Here is a 19,176-nt window from a genome sequence, read left to right on the forward strand (position 1 = left end):
GAAGTCCGACCGCCGGCTGTGGTACCGGGCGAAAGCCCCGGCGATCATCGACTTAACGCGGATATGGTAGAGTGTAGCCAACACCGCTTCGGACACACAAGCATATTTGATTTCTTTTAGGTACAGAATGGCAAGCGGAAAAAGTAAGCTATCCTTTTGATAGCAAAAGGCCATCAGGAATACGCAAAAATGGTACGGAAAAAGAGTTCGACCGCAGCGAACGCCGGTGACGAGGGAACTACTGCAGCCGCGCGCTCCGAAGAGTCGGAAGGCAACACCGAAGCAGAGGCAGCGCTCGAGGCGGGTTTTTGCCCCGTCGGCCAGGCGCTGGAGGTCATTGGGGCGCGCTGGACCCTGGTGCTCGTGCGTCACCTGCTCACCGGGACGCGCGGTTTCCAGGAACTGCGCGACCTCACCGGCATAACGCCACGGCTGCTCAGCGTCCGGCTCTCACAACTGCACGAGCGCGGCCTGGTAGAAAAGGTGCCCGTTGGAAATCGATACCACTATGCACTGACCGACCTCGGGAGAACACTGGAACCGATCGTGCGCGAGGTTGCGCTCTGGTGGATACACCACGCGATGCCCGAATACGGCCCCCGCAGCGAAGCGTCAGCGGAAGCCATGCTGGAGGCGCTGTCCTACCTGCTGCAGAAGGGCGGCTCAGCAGGCAACAAGGAAACTTCCTACGATCTAAGACTGACCGTCAAAGAGAACGGGAACTGGCGCGTGGAAGTCTCCGACTACCAGACTTCCGGATCGTCTCAGGGCCAGTCCCCCGGTGATGCAAAACAACGGGACGCTGACGGGCAGAGGCGAGCGCCGCAGGCAGCCGGCGCTGGCGGGAGCTCCAAGAGCGGCGCGTCCGAAGGAAAGAGCTCGCTGGCCTGGCACCCGAAGCCCTACCGCCGCGGCGGCGCCTGAGGCCACTGCCGGAGCGGCGGAGCGCGGCGCTGTTACGTACCCTGCTCGTCAGGCGCGGGGACCGAGCACATCTGCAGCTTCAGCTTCCAGCGCCTGTCACGCTGCCTCTCGAAGATCATCAGCGTAGTGGCGCCGCCGACAACCGTCGGCTCCTCCTCGCCCGCCAGCGTGAACTCGTCGCGGTTAGGCATCAGGACATAGGCGAGACCTTCTTCGCCGCTTATGTCCACGATCTCGAAGTCGACGTGCAGAGCCTGAAAAGAGCAGAGTGATTCATGCAGGAATTCGCGGACGGCGTCAGCACTCCCCGGCCGCTGGATTCCCGTCTCCGGGCGCACGAGTACAAAATCTTCCGTGCAATGTTCAGCCAGCTTCGCGGCATCAAGGCCGCTGTAGCAGGCCATGACCTCTTCTGCCGCTTCGCGAACCTGATTCAGACTATCAGGGGTCAACGCCATGCTTCCTCCTCTAGGTCACTGCCCCGCACAGAGCGCAGGCATCAATCGATCAGCGACCTCGCAAATTGCATCACCCGGCACGCCAGGTCCATCCGATCGTCCAGGCTGCGCATCAACGTCCTCTCGCAAGCGGTTGCAACACCCAGCGCCTCAATGCTTCCAACCTGCGCCCGGTCTGACTTGTCTATGACGAAGCCGTCGAGCAGGTCCCGGTACAGGCCGGCTACGGCCGCAGGTGTCACCTCGTAACCCAGTTCGGCCATCATCTTGGCGCTCGGCCCCTTCACTGCCCGGCCGGCGATGATCGGCGATACCGCAACAACCGGCGCGCCGCTGTCCCTCAGCGCGTCGCGCACCCCTGGCAGCGCGAGAATCGGCTCGATGCTGACGAAAGGGTTGGACGGGCAGATCACCACGGCGCTTATGCCGCCCTCCGAAAGCAACCGCATCATCTCCGGCTGGGGCCGCGCGCTCTCGGCGCCGCAGAAGAAGTACCCGGAAATGGCCGGCACGCATTGCTCGCGAACGAAGTAATCCTGGAAAGCGAGTTCGCCCTGCGAGGTCCGCAGCATCGTTGCTACCGGGTCATCGCTCATCGGTAGCAGCGGGGTCCTCACACCGAAATGTGAACACAGCGAGCGGGTGACCTGCGTCAGCGTCTCTCCGCGCCTGAGACGCCGGGTCCGCTCGAGGTGGGTGGCCAGATCCCGGTCACCAAGACGAAACCAGGTCTCGCCACCCAGTCGCGCCAGGGATTCCATGCAGTGCCAGGACTCCCCCGCCATGCCCCAGCCGCGCTCGCTGTCATTCAGCCCGGCCAGGGTGTACATCACCGTATCCAGATCGGGCGATATCGACAGTCCGTAATGCTCAAAATCATCCGCGGTATTCACTGCGACAAGCAATTGCTCCGGCGGCAGAACGCGGGAGAAGCCCAGCGCGAGCTTCGCTCCGCCAACACCGCCGCAGAGCAGCAACAGCTTGCCTTTGAACTGACTCAATTTGCCTCCTGCCAGTGCGGGAAACTGCAGCGCGGGACACCTGTCAGCGGAAGAGATCCAATGCGCTCTCCCGAATCAGGCCCTGCGACCCCGTCTCCACGGGGGATAACGCCACCCCTCGAATCAATACCACGGGTGATGCCTCAGCAGCCTGCCCCATGACCAACGATGCTGCCGCGGCCAGTTCGTCCGCCACCGCAACTTCGGATGTCTGCAGCCTTCGCTGGTAGAGGTCCGCCTTACCCACGAGATTCTCCACCGGCTCAAAGCCCGCTGAACCGATCGCCATCCCGACCGTACCGTTGCGCCAGGCACGCCCGGCGCTGTCGTTGATGATCACCGCCATTTCACAACCAAAGGACTCTCTCAGCGCCCGGCGCAGGGCCCGCGCACTCCTGTCCGGATCTGTCGGAAGGAGCAGCACCCGCGGATTCTCGGGATCGGAATCGATGTTCGATTGGTCGATGCCGGCATTGGCATGCACGTATCCCTTGCGGTGCCGCACGATGAGCACGCCCCTTCGCTTGCGCACCACTTCCACCGATTCTGACAGGATCAACTGAACCAGGTGCGGGTCCTTATCCACCTCTGCGGCCAGGGCTTCTGCCTCTGCGCTAACCGCCACTCCATTCAGGTAGGCGTAGCGGTCTTCTGCCTTGGAGACGATTTTCTGGGCCACCACGAGAACATCGCCGGGCTCGGGGCGCAGCCCGGCCCGCTCCATGGCGCTGACTATCATTGTGCCCAGGTCGTCGCCCGACTGGACCAGGGGAAACTGAGGCAAGGCTGTGAGAATCACCTGGCGCACGGCTGACGTTTTCTCCGGGACCTCTATGATATCTATTATATATCTTTAAAAATACTTAACAGTTATCTTTTATCATAAGTCGAACCATAAGATATACTATATCTACTTTAAAAGCTGCGAGAAAGGAAAACCATGAAAATCGGACTTCTGCTTGGCTATGCGGGCCAGGACGTGCACCTGCCCATGGACCTGATTCTGGAGGCCGAGAAAACAGGCTTTGAGTCCGTGTGGGTGTCCGAGGTCTATGGGAGCGACGTCGTAACACCGGCGACCTGGATACTGGCACAGACCACGACCATCAAGGTCGGCACCTCGATCATGCAGATACCGGCTCGCAGTCCCGCAAACGCGGCGCAGACCCTCATGACCCTGAGTCAGCTGTCCGGGGGGCGGTTTATGGCGGGCTTCGGGTCATCGGGCCCCCAGGTCGTAGAGGGCTGGCACGGCGTCCCCTTCGGCAAGGCGCTGACGCGATCCCGCGAGTACTTCCAGATCATTCGCAAGATCATGGCGCGGGAGAAGAGTGAATTCGATGGCGAGATCTACCAGCTGCCCTACCGGGGCGAAGGCTCCGTTGGGCTGGGCAAGCCGCTTCGTTCTATCCTGCGGGCCGACAACGACACGCCGATCTACTCCGCCTCCTTCACGCCTGGCGGTCTGCGCATGAGCGCAGAGCTGACCGATGGCGTGATTCCCATCTTCATGAGCCCGGAAAAGTTCGACGTTCTCCGTCCCTACCTCGAGCAGGGTTTCGCGAAAACCGAGAGCCAGGGGTTTCACAACTTCGAGGTGATGCCCTTTGTACCGGTCTCCCTGGGGGACGACCTTGAGGCCTGCCGCCTGCCCGTGAAGGAGTTCCTCGCTCTTTACGTGGGCGGCATGGGGGCCAAGGCGAAGAACTTCTACAACGATTACGCAAAGAAGCTGGGCTACCCGGAAGCCGCGGTAGAAATCCAGGATCTCTACCTTTCCGGGAAGAAAGCAGAAGCCGTTGCCGCCGTACCCGACGAACTGGTGGACGAAGTTGCGCTGGTCGGGGATGCAGAGCGTATCCGGCTGCACGCCGAGAAATGGAAAGCCCTCGAGAACGAGGGAATTGTGCGGCGAATGATCATCACCATGCCGACAGCGGAAGCACTTCCGGTACTGGCCGACATCTTTATTGATTGAACGCCGCTTCTACGGCGCCGGGCTAGCTAGCCCCGCAACCTAAGTTGCTCCTCAACGCACTGCCAGGAGCGCTCGATCCCACCCTGCACGACATTGAAGTCTGTCGCATCGGTATTCGAGATGGAAATTCGCTCCAGTTGCCGGCTTGCGATCGCCGCGAAATGGCGCTCCTCGCCCCAGACGGGGTCGTCTTCCAGGGGCCAGCGACCGTAGCTGGGGCCGTGCGGCCACCGGTTGACGGTGATTGCCGCGATCTGGTCTGCCCGAAACCCGTAGGGCCCCCAGCTGCGGCGGAGTAGCGACTTCACGCTTTCTTCGTAGTCACGGAAACTGGCACCGAGGATCCGATGGCGGCCGAGTCGAAAGCGGTCCCGGGTTGTGTTCGCGCTGGCTTCATAACCGGTGACCATGCCCCGCAGCACGATGGGCTCGTCCGGGCTGCCTGCCGCCTTGTAGCTACCGATATTGACAGGATCGAGGAGTCCAATGAGCCCGAGCAGTGCACCGGGATCCGCGTCCTGGACATTGCCGTAGCCGGAGTCGGCAATGGCGCGCCAGTTTCTCAGGGCAACATTGACCCAGCACATACCCACCTTTTCGCCATAGGCCTGGGCTCTCGCCTGCGTCGGGGGCATTTCCGGGCAGATGTAGGGGATCAGGTTGTGCCAGGAAGCGAAAATCGTGTGTTCCGCCCTTACGCGCTCTGCGATCCCACGCTTCAAATAAGTGACATCGACTCCGTCAAGGGCGGGGGTGTGCCTGGCCTCGACGACGGTGCTGTTCAGACGCAGCCTGACCGCCTTGCCGGCGACATCCAGCTCGCTGTAGTCGAAGGGCGCCAGGACGATATCCTCCATCGATTCGCCAGCTGCAACGCCGGGGATCAGGTCCCGGACAGCCAGCCTCGCGATGCTCGCGTTGCCATCGGGGAATCGGTGGTCGAAAAGGCCGTTACCCTGCACCTCCTCCCGGGAGATCGGCATGCCATGGGTATCGATCACATCGCTCAAACCCGGCAGCCCGCCGGCCATGATCGCCGGCGTTCGATCGCCGTACTGGAAGGCAACCAGGTGATTCCGCGCCAGGAAATCGACCAGCTCCGCGGAAACGCCAGCCACGTTTTCCAGGTACTGCGCATAGGTAATGGCGGCAACCCGTTCCTGCAGCTCAGACCCCCGCCAATTGTGCAGCGAGGAGGCCGGAGTTCGGAGCAGTCTCGACAACTCTTCGCTGGCGCTGCCGGACAAGCCAAGAGCTCTCGCGGTACCGACGGTTTCTTCGATGGAGCAGGAGGGACCGACTTGCGCGTAGAGCCCCGCTTTGTTGGCAAACGGATCCGGCACCAGCTTCCCGGGAGCGCTGGCATTACCCCCGATACAGATGGCGGACCGCAATCCATGGCGCCGGGCAAAATGATTGTCGGCGAAGGATGCCAGTTTGCCGGGGTTCACGCCGAGGCCCTCGAGAAAGTCGAGTGCAGCTGCGGGCCAGCCGGGAGCGGAATGCAGGTATTCCGCGCCGCCGGGGGCCAACAGCAGCTCTCCATCGACCACAAACTCGTTGCGTCGCGAATGGCCGCCGAAATCATCGTGGTTCTCTAGGATGAGTATTTTTGCGTCGGGAACTTCACGGCGGAAAAACCATGCAGCGGCAAGGCCGGAAATACCTCCCCCGACGACCACGAGATCATAGAGATCATCGGTCAGCCTGTCGGGGCGCCGCCAGTCAACGCCCCCTTCCCAGGAGATACCGTGGCCCACCAGTCTCTGGTCGTCCGTGGTGCCCCTCATCCCCGTCAACGAGGGCGGATAGGAATGTGCATGCGGCGCAGCTGGCGTTACTTGCGATGCAGCAACACTCGGAACACCGTTCGCCACGCCGGCGCCAATCGAGAGCGCCACGCCATTGAGGAAATCTCTTCGGGTAATGCCGGCCAACAGATCCTCACTACTCCACGACCTGTTCCTAATATGATTCAGTAAGCGAGGCCAGTCCACCCCTCCTGAACGGCGCAGCGCTAGCACTAGCGATCGTGGCCATGGTTACCGACCCATCTCAAGCGAGGTTGGTTGCAGAGACGTGGCGGTAATCCACGAGCGCGTGAGAGTCGACCCGGCCGGCCGCGTTCCGTTAGCCTGGCGGACCCGCCATCAGGCAAGACATGGAGACTAAGATATGCTACGAGGGACCCAGATCGCCCTCATCGCCGCGGTGTGCCTGTGGGGCCTGTTCAGTGCTCTCGGCAATATCCTGGACTGGCAGGGTACGCTGGGCGCAGTCACTACCGTCGCGACCATGAGTACCTGGGAGGGCGGCGGTAGAGACTGGCGCGCCATCGGAAGTCCCGTGTTCATAAGCACCGCCTCGTCGGGGATCGTGGCCTTCAAGCTGCTGTCGGCGCTGCTTTGCGGCCTGGGCGCCACGCGCATGGTTCGCGAGCGCGGTGCCCCTGTCGAGGGCTTCGCCGCCGCCAAGGCCACGGCGCTGAGCGGCTGCGGTGTCGCCATGCTCGGACTTTTCCTCGGCTGGATCGTGCTCGGCGAGCAGTGGTTCGAGCTGTGGCGATCACCGGAACTCGGGGCCGCGGGCGATGCGGCCTTCCGCTACGGGGGGTTTATCGGGATCATCGCGTTGTTTGTGGCGATGGGAGACTAGCAGCTGGTTTTGCAGGGGCAAAGGACAGCGCTATAGCAATAACGGCATCGCGGACTGCGCTGGCGCATGCGTGCCCCCTGCTAACGCTTGACGACGCATGACCGAGGTTGCAAAGCGCCTCGGCATCGAGGCTTGGGAGTGGTCGTCATGAAGGTATTTACCTACTCTGAAGCTCGCCAGAACCTGGCAAAGCTGCTGAAGCTGGCACAGCAAGAGGAAGTAGAAATTCGGAGGAAGGACGGGACGGTTTTTACACTCCGCGCGAAGCCTTCGTAGCCGGGTTCGCCCTTTGACATACCGGGGATCGAAACTGCGGCGACAACGGCCGATGTTCTTGATGCTGTTCGGGAGTCAAGAGAGCGCTGATGTGTATGGCGGAGAGAGAGGGATTCGAACCCTCGATGGAGCTATAAACCCCATACTCCCTTAGCAGGGGAGCGCCTTCAGCCACTCGGCCACCTCTCCGCGGACGCGGGGTTTTACCCTTTCGCGGGGTCGCGATGATAGCACCGGCCTGCGCGGTAACGCAAAGGACTGCTCAGCTTTCGCCCTCTTCGGCGGGCGGTTCTTCGCTGATGCGCTGGTAGATCTCCTCGCGGTGCACGGCAACGTCGCGGGGGGCGGTTACCCCGAGGCGAACCTGGTTGCCCTTGACCCCGAGCACGGTGATGGTGATGTCGTCGCCGACGATCAGCGACTCGTTGACCTTGCGTGTCAGTATGAGCATGGCTTCCGCCTCGTGTCGTCCCTGAACACCACGCGGCCGATGCCGCGCCGCTCGTCTTCCCGAACAGTTTTAGCGGGTTTGTGGGGAAAGGCCAAGGCCCCTCTTGCAGCGGCCGCTACTGGGCCTGCTCACGGCAGTCAGGCTGCCCCGTCCTCCTGCGGTTCCGCATCCAGGCCGAAGGAGGAGTGCAGGGCCCGCACGGCGAGCTCGAGGAACTTCTCTTCGATGATCACCGAGATCTTGATCTCGGAGGTGGTGATCATCTGGATGTTGATCCCCACCTGGGCCAGCGCCGCGAACATCTGGCTGGCAACGCCCGCGTGGGAGCGCATGCCGACGCCGACCACCGAAACCTTGGCGATGCGGCTGTCGCTGCGCACTTCCCGGGCGCCGAGGTCCTTCGCTGTCTCCTTGAGGATGGCCTCGGCACGCGCGAGGTCGCCCCGACCCACCGTGAACGTGAAATCGGTGGAGTTGTCGTCGGCCACGTTCTGGACGATCACATCCACCTCGATGTTGGCGTCGCCGACGGGGCCGAGAATGCGATGCGCCACCCCGGGCATGTCGGGCACGCCGAGGATGGTCAGCTTGGCCTCGTCGCGGTTGAAGGCGATGCCCGCAATGGTGGGCGTCTCCATCTGGTCGTCCTCCTCAAGGGTGATCAGCGTACCCGGGCCTTCCTGGAAGCTGTGCAGCACGCGCAGGGGAACCTGGTATTTGCCGGCAAACTCCACGGCGCGGATCTGCAGTACCTTCGAGCCCATGCTGGCCATTTCCAGCATTTCCTCGAAGGTAATGCGGTCCAGGCGCCGGGCGCCGTCCACGACGCGCGGGTCCGTGGTGTAGACGCCGTCGACGTCGGTGTAGATCTGGCACTCATCGGCCTTCAGGGCCGCGGCCAGGGCGACCGCGGTGGTATCGGAGCCGCCGCGGCCGAGGGTGGTGATGTTGCCGTGCTCGTCCACACCCTGGAAACCGGCGACGACCACCACGCGGCCGGCCGAGAGGTCGGCCCGGAGCCGGACGTCGTCGATCTCCCGGATGCGGGCCTTGGTGTGTGCATCGTCCGTGAGGATACGCACCTGGTGGCCGGTGTAGGAGCGCGCCGGCAGGCCGCGCTTGTGCAGGGCCATGGCCAGCAGCGCGGTCGTGACCTGTTCACCGGTGGCGAGCAGGGCATCGAGTTCCCGGGGCACCGGGTGCTCCTGGATCTCGTGGGCGAGGCCGAGCAGCCGGTTGGTCTCGCCGCTCATGGCGGACACCACGACGACCACGTCGTGGCCGTCGGCGCGGAAGCGAGCGACCTTGTCGGCCACCTGCTCGATGCGCCCGATGGTGCCGACGGAGGTCCCGCCGAACTTCTGCACGACCAGGCTCATGAGGCGGCGACGCGCTCCCCGACCCAGCCGGGCACGGCCTTCAGCGTACTGTCGAGGGCGTCGACGTCGCTGCCGCCGCCCTGGGCCATGTCGGGCCGGCCGCCGCCCTTGCCGCCGAGGCGGCCGGCAAACTCGCGCATGAGGTCGCCGGCTTTCACGCGGTCCGTAAGGTCCGCCGTCACGCCGGCGGCCAGGGCGATCTTGCCGTCGTTGACGGCGGACAGGAGGATCACGGCCGAGCCGAGCTTGTTCTTGCACTGGTCGAGCGTGTCGCGCAGGGACTTCGCATCGGCGCCCTCGACGTTGGCGGCGAGCACCTTCACGCCGTCCACTTCCACGGCATTGCTGGTGAGGTCGCCGCCGGCGGCACTGGCCAGCTTCTGCTTGAGGCGGGCCACGGTTTTCTCGAATTCCCGGGCCTCGCTGCGCAGGGCGGCGGCGCGCTCTGCGAGGTTCGCCGGCGTGGCCTTGAGCACCTCGCAGGCCTCGGCGACCGTGGCGTCCACCGCGGCGACGGCCGCCAGCGCGCCCTCGCCGGTCACCGCCTCGATGCGGCGCACACCGGCAGCCACGCCACCCTCGGCGACGATGCGGAACAGGCCGATGTCACCGGTGCGGTCCACGTGGGTACCGCCGCAGAGCTCCACGGAGAAGTCGTCGGCACCCATGCTGAGCACGCGCACCTCGTCCCCGTATTTCTCGCCAAAGAGGGCCATGGCGCCGGCCGCCATGGCCTCGTCCATGGCCATGTGACGGGTGACCACCGGCGTATTGGCACGGACCTGGGCGTTGACCAGGTCGCTGATCTCGGCCAGCTCGCCGGCGCTGACCGGCTGGCCGTGGGAGAAGTCGAAGCGCAGCCGCTCGGAGTCCACCAGCGAGCCCTTCTGGGTGACGTGATCACCGAGCACCCGCCGCAGCGCGGCGTGCATCAGGTGCGTCGCCGAGTGGTTGAGGCGCGTGCGTTGGCGCACCGCCCCATCGACAGTGGCCGCGAGCTCGCTGCCCGCGCGCACCTCGCCCTCGAGGACGCGCACGTGATGCAGGTGGTGCGTGCCCGCCTTGGTGGTATCGGTGACCTCGAGGCGCACGCCCTCCCCGGCCAGGTAGCCGGTGTCGCCTACCTGCCCGCCGGACTCGGCGTAGAAGGGGGTCGCATCGAGCACGAGGACGCCGCTCTCGTCGGTACCGAGGGCGCTCACCGGCTCACCGTCGCGCAGCAGCGCGAGCACCCGGCCCTCGCCGCTCAAGCTCTCGTAGCCGGTGAAGGTGGTTTCGCCGTCGAGCTTCAGCGTTGCGTTATAGTCGACCTTGAAGCTGCCGCCCTCCTTGGAACGCTCGCGCTGCGCCGCCATGGCGCGCTCGTAGCCGGCAAGGTCCAGGGTGACACCGCGCTCGCGGGCGATGTCGTTGGTAAGGTCCGTGGGGAAGCCGTAGGTATCGTAGAGCTTGAACACGACTTCGCCGGGGATCTCGGTGCCGTCGAGGCCATCCAAGGCCTCCTCGAGGATCGCCATGCCGTGGTCCAGGGTCTTGGCGAACTGCTCCTCTTCGGCCAGCAGCGCGCGCTCGATGCCGGACTGCTGCTTCGCGAGCTCGGGATAGGCCTCGCCCATCTGGGCTACCAGCGGCGCGACCAGGCGATGGAAGAACGGCCCGGTCGCGCCCAGCTTGTTGCCGTGGCGGATCGCGCGGCGCAGGATGCGGCGCAGTACGTAGCCACGGCCCTCGTTCCCGGGCAGCACGCCGTCGGCGACCAGGAAGGCGCAGGAGCGGATGTGGTCGGCGATGACGCGCAGCGAAGAAGCGCCACGGTCCTGCACACCGATGATCTCTGCCGCGGCGTCGATCAGTGCCTGGAACAGGTCGATCTCGTAGTTGCTGTGCACGCCCTGGAGCACCGCGGCAATGCGCTCGAGGCCCATGCCCGTATCCACGGAAGGCTTGGGCAGCGGCGTCATCTCGCCGGAGGCATCCCGGTTGTACTGCATGAACACGAGGTTCCAGATCTCGATGTAGCGGTCGAGGTCGTCATCCTCGCTCCCGGGGGGCCCGCCGGGGACCTCCGGGCCGTGGTCGTAGAAGACCTCGGAGCAGGGACCGCAGGGGCCCGTGTCGCCCATCTGCCAGAAATTGTCCTCATCCAGGCGCGACAGGCGCTCGGCCGGGAAGCCGATCTCGTCGGTCCAGATCTTCGCGGCCTCGTCATCCGAGATGTGCACGGTGACCCAGAGCCGCTCCGGCGGCAGGCGCAGGTGCTCGGTGAGGAAGGCCCAGGCGAACTGGATGGCCTCGCGCTTGAAATAGTCGCCGAAGCTGAAGTTGCCGAGCATCTCGAAGAAGGTGTGGTGCCGGGCGGTGTAGCCCACGTTCTCGAGATCGTTGTGCTTGCCGCCGGCGCGCACGCAGCGCTGGCTGGACGCGGCCCGGTTGTAGGGGCGCGGGTCCGTGCCGAGGAAGGTGTCCTTGAACTGGTTCATCCCGGCGTTGGTGAACAGCAGCGTCGGATCGTTGGCAGGCACCAGGGAACTGCTGGGCACACGGGTATGCCCGTGCTCCTCAAAGAAGGCCAGGAAGGCCTCGCGAATCTCTCCGGTTTTCATAGGTGCTCTCGGTGCAAGCGGCGGTGCGCTCAGCCGACCATGCGGCCCTCGGTGAAGCTGCGCCCCGCGATGATGTGCAGGTGGAGATGGAAGACGGTCTGTCCGGCGCCCTCCCCGTTGTTGACGATAAGTCGGAAGGCGTCGGCCACGCCGAGCTGGCGGGCGACCTTGCCGGCCGCGAGCATCAGCTGGCCGAGGAGTTCACCGTCCTCCTCGCCGGCGTCCGCGAGCTTCGCAATCGCCTTGCGGGGAATCACCAGCACGTGCACCGGGGCCTGCGGGTTGATGTCGTGGATGGCGACGCAGTGCTCGTCCTCGTAGATGAACTCCGCGGGGATCTCGCCGGCAACGATCTTGCCGAAGATGGTGTCACTCATGTGCTAGCCCAGTTTCTCGTCGGCGGTGAGCTGGCGGGCCTCGCTCTCGAGCATGACGGGGATACCGTCACGCACGGGATAGGCAAGCCCGCTGGCGCGGCACACCAGCTCCTCGTTTTCCTCGTCATAGTGAAGCGGCGCCTTGCTCACGGGGCAGACCAGGATGCTGAGTAGCTTCTTGTCGAGCACGGGTATCTGCGCCTCCGGCGACCGCTGCGATGAACGGCGCATTATACGGACTTTTTCCGGGCATGTTCAGGGCATGCCCGGGGCGCAGGCAGTGCCTTTCGGACGCTCCGCCGGGCTCAGGGCATGGGCGGAACGAGGCGCTGCGGGTCGATGCGCCGACCGCGGAAACTCATGCGCCAGTCCAGGTGCGGGCCCGTGGCGCGGCCGCTCGCACCGACGGCGCCGATCACCTCGCCCCGGCGGATCTCGTCGCCCACGGCGACCCCGACCTCGCTCAGGTGCAGGAAGGACGAGGAGAGGCCGTAGCCGTGATCCAGGATGATAGTGCCACCGGAATAGAAAAGGTCGGGCTCCGCCAGGGTGACGAGGCCGTCGGCCGGGGCAAGGACCGGGGTGCCGGCCGGGGCGGCCACGTCGACGCCGTAGTGCGGCGTGCCCGGCGTGCCGTTGTAGACGCGCTGGCTGCCGTAAACGCCGGAGATCGGCCCGCTGGCAGGCCAGGCAAAGGCACCGGCCACCTGCCGCAGCCAGTCCGGCTGCTCGATCCGCCGGGCCTTGGCGGCCACGACCAGCGCGCGCTCCCGCCGGATGCGCTCGAGCTGCTCCGGCGGCGGCGTTACGGTGCGCTGGGGCACGCCGTCGACACGCTGGATACGGTATTCCCGGGCGGCGACCGCCAGGGTCGCCGCGCAGGGCTCGGGGCCTTCGACCACCAGCTGCGCCGTCGCCGGGGCGTCGCGGCCGAAGCCGGCCAGGTACCAGCCATCGGGCAGCACCGGCAGCGCTTCGCCGTCGAGCATCACGCTGCTGCCGGGCGGAACCCGGCCCCAGAGCAGGCCACCCTGTACGGCCTCGCCCCCGAGCGTTTCACACCCCGCGCGCGCGAAAGCGGTGCTGTGAAGCAGCGGCAACGCGAGCAGCACGGCTGACAATCCCCGGGGCATGGCTCTCTCCTGCGGTCGTGGTGGCCTCTTTCTAGCAACCCCCCGGGGCCGCGTCCACCCCGTGCTCCCCGGCGCGCGGCGCAGCTGCTAGCATGCGCATCCATGGCCCGCTACCGCCCACCCCGCCGCCGCGGCACCCCGCTGATCACGCCAGCCGGCGAGGCCGCGCTGCGCGCGGAACTGACGCGGCTGTGGAAAGAGGAGCGCCCGCAGGTCACGCAGGCCGTCCACGAAGCCGCCAAGAACGGCGACCGCTCGGAGAACGGCGACTATATCTACGGCAAGCGCCGGTTGCGGGAGATCGACAGCCGGGTGCGTTTCCTGAACAAGCGCCTCGAGGAACTCACCGTGGTGGACCAGCCCCCGGCCGATCCCGCGAAGATCTACTTCGGCGCCCGGGTCACGCTCGAGGACGAGGCGGGTGAGGAGAGCACCTGGCGCATCGTCGGCCCGGACGAGTTCGACCTCGCCCGCCGCGCCATCTCCATCGACGCGCCCATGGCCCGCGCCCTGCTGGGCCGCCGGGTCGACGACGAGGTCGTCGTGCAGGCGCCGGGCGGGCGGCAGCGCTACTGGGTGACGGCCATCAGCTACGAAGACAACGGGGCACGGTCAGGACGCTGACTGCCGCCGCCCTGCCCGCCGGCCCGGCGGCAGCAAGCTGTCCGCCGACCCCCGGTCAGAAAGCCCACTGCACGCCGACAGACGCCGTGCGCGGCTTGTTCGGCCGGGCACCGTCCGGCTGACGGGACACGATGGCCTGCTCATCGAGGAGGTTCTCCACCTTCAGGAATACCACCGCATCGTCGCTGAGTGCGTAGCGGCTGATGACATCGACGACCCACAGGTCCTCGGTCGTGGCGAAGGGGCTGGCGGCGCGGTTGCAGCCGATATCCACGCACATCTCGTCGATGTACTTGATCACCGCGTAGTTGTCCCAGCCCAGGGCCGACTCGAGGCCGGCGCGGAGGCTGAAGACATTTTCCGGGATCGAGGCCAGCCGGTCTCCGTCCACCACCCCGCTGGCGGGGTTGTCGCCGTTGCTCTCGGCTTCCGTGTAGGTGTACATGACGTCTACGGGTACGGTCAGGCCGGCGAGGTCGAAGTTAGCCCCTAGCTGGAACTCGAGGCCGGAGATTTCCGCCTCGCCCGTCACGAACGAACCCGCGGTAGCACCGTTGCTGCAGGGGTCGGCGTTGGAGCAGTTCTCGCTCTTGTTTTCGAAGTCGCTGTAAAAGGCGACGGCCTCGATGAAGACACCGCCACCATAGCGAAAGCCGGCCTCATAGTTGATGCTCGTTTCCGGCTCCTCGCTGGCAACAGCGCCACCACCCAGCGGCGAAAAGCCGCGGTGCACGCCAGCCAGGAGCTGCCAGTTGGCCGAGAGGTCATAGGTGAAGGACACGCCCGGCAGCCACTCGTTGGACTCGTTGCTGCGCACGCTCGGCGCCTCGAGGCGATCCGGGTCCGAGAACTGCTCCCGGCGGGATTCCACGTCCTCGTAGCGCAAGGCGAGGTTGAGCGTCAGCGCGTCGTTCAGCTGCCAACGGTCGACCGCCCAGAAGGTCATCGCCTCTGCCTTCTCGTAGCGGTTATCGCCGCCCGTCGGCAGAACCGTGCTGCGATAGATCAGCTCGCCGTCGACCTGGTCATAGAGATCCACCGGCTGGTAGCGCTCCATGTCGTCCTCGTGGAGGCGGCCGCCGATGGCCAGCTGGTGCGCGCCGAAGCTGATATCGAAGTTGAGATCAACGCCCTCGGAGACATACTCCCGCGCATTGTTCTTGTAGCGGAGGTCCGTAGCGTCGACGCTGCCGTCGAGGATGCCCTGTGCGGTGGGGTCGCCGCTGTTGGCGGCGCTCACCAGGCTGCCGCCGCCGTCCAGCTTGAACCAATTGCGCTCGAACTCGTTGCGGTAGGCGATAGCCGTGAGGTCGACACCCTCGGCGAGGGACAGCCGGTAGGTGGCGCTCAGGCCCGTATGCTCGTTGTCCATTTCATCGATTGCCGAAACGCCGTAGCGGCGGTTCTCGTCCGCGGCGAAATCCGCATCAGTGAGACCGAGATAGGTCTCGTCGGACACTTCCTCGGAGTACTGCGCCTTGAGCAGCAGGCTCTGGCGCTCGCCTTCCCAGCCGAGCTTCGCCAGGTAGTCCTGGATCTCGTAGCCGGAGTCGCGGCCGCCGCCGTCGATGTCTTTGAAACCGTCGCTGCGCCGCTGCGCCGTCTCCAGGAGAAAGCCGAAGTCACCGCTTCGGCCGCCGATATTGGCCAGCAGGTCCGCCTCGCTGTTCTGGCCGTAGCGCAGGTTGACGTTGCCGCCGAGCTCCTCGGGAATCGGCGTCGTGACCATGTTGATGACACCACCGGTCGTCTGCGGGCCGTAGCGCAGGAGCGGGGCGCCCTTGATCACCTCGATGCTGTGCATGCGCAGTGCGGTGGGAAAATAGTAGGCCGCGGGGTTGGAGTACGGCGCCGGGGCGATCATCACGCCATCCTCCATGAGCGTGACCTTGGATGCCCGCTCGGAGGTCGCGCCCCGGATGCCGATATTCGGCCGCAGACCGTAGCCGTCTTCCTCGCGGATGTAGAGCCCGGGCACGGTCTTCAGGAGCTGATTGATGTCATTGGCGAACTCAATGCGCACCTGCTCGTTATCGACGAGATTCCCGGTGCCCGGCAACTCGCGCACCGCCTCGCGGGAGCCCACGATGGTGACTTCTTCCAGTTCGCCAGCCAGCACGTCCGCACCCTGCGGAAGCGCGAGCGCGACGGCGAGCGCCGCCGCCAGGGTAGATCGCTTCACTTTACCGTTCCCTCGAAATTGATTTCTGGTTCTTGTCCTGGCGAAAACCGCCAGCTGCCGCTGAACACTACTGATAATAATTCGCAATTACAACAGGAAAAATGGCTATCCAGGGCGCAGGCGGCGCAGCCGCCGCGTTGTCGCTCCCGGGGGCTGCTGCTACCATTCTGCCCCTTCTCGGTGCCCCCAACGCTCCGACCTTTTCCTGACCGGGAGCCTCCATGAACGACACCCCCCTGGCCCAGCTCGAAGACCGCGACGCCTTCCTCCGCCGGCACATCGGTCCCACGGAAGCAGAGCAGGCCGAGATGGCCCGGGCGATTGGCTACGACAGCCTGGACGCTCTCATCGATGCCACGGTGCCGGGCAGCATCCGCCGCCGGGGCGCCATGGCGCTGGATGAGCCGGATACGGAGGAAGCGGTACTCGCCCGCCTGCGCCGCCTCGCCGAGCGCAACCGGGTGCTGCGCTCCTACATCGGCATGGGCTACCACGACACCTTCACCCCCGCCGTTATCCAGCGCAACGTGCTCGAGAACCCGGGCTGGTACACGGCCTATACCCCGTACCAGCCTGAAATCTCCCAGGGTCGCCTCGAAGCCCTGCTCGCCTACCAGCAGCTGGTGATGGACCTGACCGGGATGGACCTCGCCAACGCCTCCCTCCTCGACGAGGCCACGGCCGCCGCCGAAGCCATGACCCTGCTGCAGCGGGTGAACAAGAAGAACCGCAGCAACCGCTTCCTGGTGGCCGCGGACTGCCATCCGCAGACGCTGGCGGTGCTACGCACGCGCGCCGAGCCCCTGGATATCGAGGTGGTCCTGGCCGACCCCGAAGACCCGCTCGCAAATGGCGATGCCTTCGGGCTGCTGCTGCAGTACCCGGGGAGCAACGGCGAGGTGCGCAACCTCGCGCCGGTGATCGAGGCGGCCCACGGCCAGCAGACCCTGGTCTGCGTCGCCGCCGACCTGCTCGCCCTGTTGCTCCTGCAGGCCCCGGGGGAGGCGGGCGCCGACGTGGTGGTGGGCTCGAGCCAGCGCTTCGGCATCCCCATGGGCTTCGGTGGACCGCACGCCGCCTTCTTCGCCACCCGCGACAGCTACAAGCGCTCGACCCCGGGGCGCATCATCGGCGTCTCCGTCGATCGCCACGGCCGGCAGGCGCTGCGCATGGCAATGCAGACGCGCGAGCAGCACATCCGCCGCGAGAAGGCCACCAGCAACATCTGCACCGCGCAGGCGCTGCTGGCGATCATGGCGGCCTTCTATGCCATGTATCACGGCCCGGACGGTCTGCGACGCATCGCCGAGCGGGTTCACCGGCTCACCAATCTTCTCGCCGCGCGGCTGAGCGCCGCGGGCTTCACCCTCGACAACGCGCACTGGTTCGACACCCTGACCGTGCAAGTCGGCGCCCGCCAGGCGTCGCTGCTGGCCGACGCCGAAGCTGCCGGCATGAACCTGCGCCCCGTCGGCGACGACCGCCTCGGCATCGCCCTCGACGAGACCACGACCCTGGCGGACGTGGCCGCGCTCCTCGCCGTCTTCGGCGACAGCGACGAAGTCGCCGACGATCCGGCGGTGGCCAGCGGCCTGCCGGCAGCGCTCGCGCGCCCGGTCAACTACCTGCAGCACCCGCTGTTCAACAGCTTCCAGTCCGAGACGGAGATGCTCCGCTACCTGCACCGGCTGGAGGGGCGGGACATCGCCCTCAACCGGGCCATGATCCCCCTCGGCAGCTGCACCATGAAGCTGAACGCGACCGCGGAGATGGTCCCGGTCAGCTGGCCGGAGTTCGCCCGCATCCACCCCTTCGCCCCCGCGTCGCAGACCGGGGGCTATCGCCAGCTCCTCGAAGAGCTTTCGCACATGCTGCGCGAGTGCACCGGCTACGACGCCATCTCCCTGCAGCCCAACGCCGGGTCCCAGGGCGAGTACGCCGGGCTCCTGGCCATCCGCCGCTACCACCAGGCCCGCGGCGAGGGGCAGCGGGACCTCTGTCTCATTCCCGCCTCGGCCCACGGCACCAATCCTGCGAGCGCGGCGCTCGCGGGCATGCGCATTGTCATCGTCGACTGCGACAGCGAGGGCAACGTGGCCATGGACGACCTGAAGGCGAAGGTGGAGGCGAACAGCGAGAAGCTCGCGGCCATCATGGTCACCTACCCGTCGACCCACGGCGTATTCGAGGAGTCCATCGTCGAGCTGTGCGAGCTGATCCACGCCCACGGCGGCCAGGTCTACGTGGACGGGGCAAACCTGAATGCCCTGGTCGGCATCGCCGCACCGGGCGAGTTCGGCGCCGACGTGTCGCACCTGAACCTGCACAAGACCTTCTGCATCCCGCACGGCGGCGGCGGCCCGGGCATGGGGCCGATCGGCGTCGGCGCGCACCTGGAGCCGTTCCTGCCCTCGCACCCGGTCGTGCCCGTACCCGGGCCCGCCACCGACAACGACGTGGTCTCGGCCACGCCCTGGGGCAGCGCCTCCATCCTGCCGATCTCCTGGACCTACATCGCGCTCATGGGCGCCCGCGGGCTGACCCGCGCCAGCGAGGTCGCGATCCTCTCGGCAAACTACATCGCCCACCGGCTGGCGCCGCACTTCCCCATCCTCTACACCGGGCGCAACGGGCGCGTCGCCCACGAGTGCATCGTCGACCTGCGGCCGCTGAAGGAAGCGAGCGGGATCGGCGAGGAGGACGTGGCCAAGCGGCTCATCGACTTCGGCTTCCACGCACCGACCATGTCTTTCCCGGTCGCCGGCACGCTGATGGTGGAACCGACCGAGTCCGAATCCCTCGCCGAGCTGGATCGCTTCTGCGACGCGATGATCACGATCCGCGAGGAGATCCGCGCCGTGGAGGAAGGCCGGCTGCCGGCAGACGACAACCCGCTGGTGAATGCGCCGCACACGCTGGCGGAGGTCACGGCGGAGCACTGGCCCCACCCGTACCCGCGGAGCCAGGCCGCCTACCCCGTGGACGGCCTGCGCACCGACAAGTACTGGGCACCGGTGGGCCGCGTGGACAACGTCTACGGCGACCGCAACCTGTTCTGCGCCTGCCCGGCTATCGACAGCTACCGCGACGCAGAGGACGCACCGGCTCCCTCCGAGCCGGCCTAGTCCGTGCCGG

The 19,176-nt window shown here is 66.0% G+C and carries 16 protein-coding genes and 1 tRNA gene; 5 read left to right on the top strand and 12 right to left on the bottom strand.

Going from position 1 to position 19,176, the window contains the following annotated elements:
- Positions 1-189 precede the first annotated feature (189 nt).
- Positions 190-924, top strand: coding sequence for a winged helix-turn-helix transcriptional regulator (locus RKE50_RS10515; RefSeq protein WP_350036357.1), 735 nt, complete (start codon positions 190-192; stop codon positions 922-924).
- A 32-nt stretch (positions 925-956) separates the two neighbouring features.
- Here the strand turns inward: RKE50_RS10515 and RKE50_RS10520 are convergent, their stop codons facing one another.
- The 3 genes from RKE50_RS10520 to cofE are packed head-to-tail and all read right to left on the bottom strand — an operon-like array spanning position 957 to position 3,191.
- Positions 957-1,382, bottom strand: coding sequence for a YybH family protein (locus RKE50_RS10520; protein ID WP_350036358.1), 426 nt, complete (start codon positions 1,380-1,382; stop codon positions 957-959).
- Positions 1,383-1,423: 41 nt separating this feature from the next.
- Positions 1,424-2,383 carry a 2-phospho-L-lactate transferase gene (gene cofD / locus RKE50_RS10525; protein WP_350036359.1) on the bottom strand — a complete coding sequence of 320 codons (960 nt, stop codon included), beginning with the start codon at positions 2,381-2,383 and terminating at the stop codon, positions 1,424-1,426.
- Between the two features lie 43 nt (positions 2,384-2,426).
- Positions 2,427-3,191, bottom strand: coding sequence for a coenzyme F420-0:L-glutamate ligase (gene cofE / locus RKE50_RS10530; RefSeq protein ID WP_350036360.1), 765 nt, complete (start codon positions 3,189-3,191; stop codon positions 2,427-2,429).
- Between the two features lie 132 nt (positions 3,192-3,323).
- Between cofE and RKE50_RS10535 the strand changes: the two genes are divergently transcribed.
- On the top strand, positions 3,324-4,361 hold the full coding sequence (locus RKE50_RS10535) for an LLM class F420-dependent oxidoreductase (protein ID WP_350036361.1): 1,038 nt from the start codon (positions 3,324-3,326) through the stop codon (positions 4,359-4,361).
- Positions 4,362-4,387: 26 nt separating this feature from the next.
- On the opposite strand, the gene RKE50_RS10540 is transcribed toward RKE50_RS10535, so the two are convergent.
- Positions 4,388-6,298, bottom strand: coding sequence for an NAD(P)-binding protein (locus RKE50_RS10540; protein ID WP_350036362.1), 1,911 nt, complete (start codon positions 6,296-6,298; stop codon positions 4,388-4,390).
- Positions 6,299-6,536: 238 nt separating this feature from the next.
- Here RKE50_RS10540 and RKE50_RS10545 point away from each other — a divergent pair, with 238 nt between their 5' ends.
- Complete coding sequence (locus tag RKE50_RS10545) at positions 6,537-7,016, top strand: DUF2165 family protein (RefSeq protein WP_350036363.1); 480 nt, start codon at positions 6,537-6,539, stop codon at positions 7,014-7,016.
- A gap of 372 nt (positions 7,017-7,388) precedes the next feature.
- On the opposite strand, the gene RKE50_RS10550 is transcribed toward RKE50_RS10545, so the two are convergent.
- From RKE50_RS10550 to RKE50_RS10580, 7 genes are all read right to left on the bottom strand, one after another.
- Positions 7,389-7,481 (bottom strand) — tRNA-Ser (locus RKE50_RS10550).
- Positions 7,482-7,554: 73 nt separating this feature from the next.
- Complete coding sequence (gene csrA, locus RKE50_RS10555; protein ID WP_350036364.1) at positions 7,555-7,743, bottom strand: carbon storage regulator CsrA; 189 nt, start codon at positions 7,741-7,743, stop codon at positions 7,555-7,557.
- 137 nt (positions 7,744-7,880) lie between these two features.
- Positions 7,881-9,122, bottom strand: coding sequence for an aspartate kinase (locus RKE50_RS10560; RefSeq protein WP_350036365.1), 1,242 nt, complete (start codon positions 9,120-9,122; stop codon positions 7,881-7,883).
- The gene (alaS, locus tag RKE50_RS10565; RefSeq protein WP_350036366.1) at positions 9,119-11,725 is read right to left on the bottom strand and encodes an alanine--tRNA ligase; all 2,607 of its coding nucleotides are present in this window, start codon (positions 11,723-11,725) and stop codon (positions 9,119-9,121) included. Before alaS ends, RKE50_RS10560 begins: the two co-directional genes overlap by 4 nt.
- 29 nt (positions 11,726-11,754) lie before the next feature.
- Complete coding sequence (locus RKE50_RS10570; protein ID WP_350036367.1) at positions 11,755-12,102, bottom strand: histidine triad nucleotide-binding protein; 348 nt, start codon at positions 12,100-12,102, stop codon at positions 11,755-11,757.
- A 3-nt stretch (positions 12,103-12,105) separates the two neighbouring features.
- Positions 12,106-12,291 carry a Trm112 family protein gene (locus RKE50_RS10575; RefSeq protein ID WP_350036503.1) on the bottom strand — a complete coding sequence of 62 codons (186 nt, stop codon included), beginning with the start codon at positions 12,289-12,291 and terminating at the stop codon, positions 12,106-12,108.
- Positions 12,292-12,407: 116 nt separating this feature from the next.
- Complete coding sequence (locus RKE50_RS10580; RefSeq protein WP_350036368.1) at positions 12,408-13,235, bottom strand: M23 family metallopeptidase; 828 nt, start codon at positions 13,233-13,235, stop codon at positions 12,408-12,410.
- Positions 13,236-13,337: 102 nt separating this feature from the next.
- On the opposite strand from RKE50_RS10580, the gene greB reads away from it, so the two are divergent.
- Positions 13,338-13,859, top strand: coding sequence for a transcription elongation factor GreB (greB, locus tag RKE50_RS10585; RefSeq protein WP_350036369.1), 522 nt, complete (start codon positions 13,338-13,340; stop codon positions 13,857-13,859).
- Between the two features lie 55 nt (positions 13,860-13,914).
- Here greB and RKE50_RS10590 read toward each other — a convergent pair whose 3' ends face one another.
- A complete protein-coding gene (locus RKE50_RS10590) occupies positions 13,915-16,041 on the bottom strand; it encodes a TonB-dependent receptor family protein (RefSeq protein WP_350036370.1) in 2,127 nt (708 codons plus the stop codon).
- 221 nt (positions 16,042-16,262) lie between these two features.
- On the opposite strand from RKE50_RS10590, the gene gcvP reads away from it, so the two are divergent.
- The gene (gene gcvP / locus RKE50_RS10595; RefSeq protein WP_350036371.1) at positions 16,263-19,166 is read left to right on the top strand and encodes an aminomethyl-transferring glycine dehydrogenase; all 2,904 of its coding nucleotides are present in this window, start codon (positions 16,263-16,265) and stop codon (positions 19,164-19,166) included.
- Positions 19,167-19,176 lie beyond the last annotated feature (10 nt).

This window comes from Pseudohaliea sp., from assembly GCF_040217025.1.
Taxonomy (GTDB): Bacteria; Pseudomonadota; Gammaproteobacteria; order Pseudomonadales; family Halieaceae; genus Pseudohaliea.

Bases quoted from the DNA above. Each gene is read 5' to 3' on its own strand.
- RKE50_RS10515 (WP_350036357.1), top strand. From the start codon at position 190: ATGGTACGGAAAAAGAGTTCGACCGCAGCGAACGCCGGTGACGAGGGA.
- RKE50_RS10520 (WP_350036358.1), bottom strand. From the start codon at position 1,382: ATGGCGTTGACCCCTGATAGTCTGAATCAGGTTCGCGAAGCGGCAGAA.
- RKE50_RS10535 (WP_350036361.1), top strand. From the start codon at position 3,324: ATGAAAATCGGACTTCTGCTTGGCTATGCGGGCCAGGACGTGCACCTG.
- RKE50_RS10545 (WP_350036363.1), top strand. From the start codon at position 6,537: ATGCTACGAGGGACCCAGATCGCCCTCATCGCCGCGGTGTGCCTGTGG.
- csrA (WP_350036364.1), bottom strand. From the start codon at position 7,743: ATGCTCATACTGACACGCAAGGTCAACGAGTCGCTGATCGTCGGCGAC.
- RKE50_RS10560 (WP_350036365.1), bottom strand. From the start codon at position 9,122: ATGAGCCTGGTCGTGCAGAAGTTCGGCGGGACCTCCGTCGGCACCATC.
- alaS (WP_350036366.1), bottom strand. From the start codon at position 11,725: ATGAAAACCGGAGAGATTCGCGAGGCCTTCCTGGCCTTCTTTGAGGAG.
- RKE50_RS10570 (WP_350036367.1), bottom strand. From the start codon at position 12,102: ATGAGTGACACCATCTTCGGCAAGATCGTTGCCGGCGAGATCCCCGCG.
- RKE50_RS10580 (WP_350036368.1), bottom strand. From the start codon at position 13,235: ATGCCCCGGGGATTGTCAGCCGTGCTGCTCGCGTTGCCGCTGCTTCAC.
- greB (WP_350036369.1), top strand. From the start codon at position 13,338: ATGGCCCGCTACCGCCCACCCCGCCGCCGCGGCACCCCGCTGATCACG.
- gcvP (WP_350036371.1), top strand. From the start codon at position 16,263: ATGAACGACACCCCCCTGGCCCAGCTCGAAGACCGCGACGCCTTCCTC.